This is a genomic window from Vibrio sp. YT-17 (genome assembly GCF_033337375.1).
GTDB classification, from domain to species: Bacteria; Pseudomonadota; Gammaproteobacteria; order Enterobacterales; family Vibrionaceae; genus Vibrio; species Vibrio alginolyticus.
This window is the reverse complement of sequence record NZ_JAWOQP010000104.1, coordinates 1-1301: the sequence shown is the minus strand read 5'-3', so window position 1 is coordinate 1301 and position 1301 is coordinate 1. Positions and strand designations below refer to the sequence as shown.

At 48.0% G+C, this 1301-nt stretch carries 1 protein-coding gene; it reads right to left on the bottom strand.

The annotated features are described in order from the left end of the window. A partial coding sequence (locus tag R7F67_RS24180; RefSeq protein ID WP_318057458.1) for a fimbria/pilus outer membrane usher protein occupies window positions 1-1301 on the bottom strand: 1301 nt, incomplete at both ends.

The window sequence follows — 1301 nt, the reverse complement described above, 5'->3', positions numbered from 1 at the left end:
CAAGCGGCAGGACTAGGTGATTTTCATCCACAACGGTCATACTCAATGCAATTTGCAGCTCTATGGGAAACTCTAATAAATAACCGTAACCTGCATGTATCGAAGCGAACTGCTCTGTCGTCGAAAATGCCGCATTCGCTGGTAAAGTGAGGGGGTCAATTTCAAATTTTGCGGTGTAATGCGCGGTAGCCCACGGCACTAGCAAATAGCCATCCTCGTCAGTCACGCCAACAATTTGGTTTTCATATTTAACCGGAATACCGTCAAAACCGCTGGTGCTGACCACGGCAAAGCTGTCATACACTTCATTAGCAGGGAAGATTTTGCCATCCAATGTCGAGACTGAACCCGCCATTTCCGCAAAATAATCATAATTCCCACTGGTGCCATTGAGCCCTCCTCGAAACTGAGCCCACGAGGCACGATAGGTCAAATCGGCTTGCTTACGGTTTTCAGGATCTTCATTGAGGTCATGCGCTAAATTGATACCCCACCCGCCTTTTATAGGCGCGAGGCGACTGTAACCAACGCGTCCTCGCACATCGCCATCATCTTCCCTTTTCAGCGTTAAGCCGGCACTACCGCCAAGCGAACCAAAGGGCAACGAGAACTGCGCTAATGTCACTGCCTGACCACCAATACTGTGGTTGTAAGAGAGCGACATATTGATGTCAAAAGGCAGAGCATAACTGTACGTAAGATTGAGTGTACGCGAGCTAGAATCGGTTTGCTGAATATCGAAATAACCACCGGAAAGTGAACCCCAATCCCCTAGCCGTACTCCCATGTTGACTTGCGATACATGGCGAGACTTCAGCGATGCCTCCTCCCCTTTATTAAGCTTCTCGTAATTTGGCAAATGTGACAGGGTATAGAAATCAGCTTGCTCCACTTGCGTTCTAGCAGCGAAGCTAAACAACCTAGATTGGTAACTGTAACTCAGCGCGTATGAGCTGGATTGATCTTTAAAATTACTGACTCGAAATGAGGCATCTACCGTACCTAAGTTGAACGCATTACTAACAAAACCCAGCCCTGCAACAATTAGGTCATCTTTTGCTTCAGCTTGTGTTTCCAAGGTTAACCAATCCGTCATGCCATGACGCATCGCTACAACAACGCCACCAGCACCATATTCATTCGATGCGTTTCCAAAATCTTCTCTGAGCGCACCAATACGGGCACTGTAAGAAGTAAATCCTGTTTTCGACAAATCGGCAGAGAGGAAAAGCGGGCTGGTCATGACCTTTTGTCGGCCTTGAGCATCAGGCGCAATTACGGTTGCTTCACCCGCGCCAGAG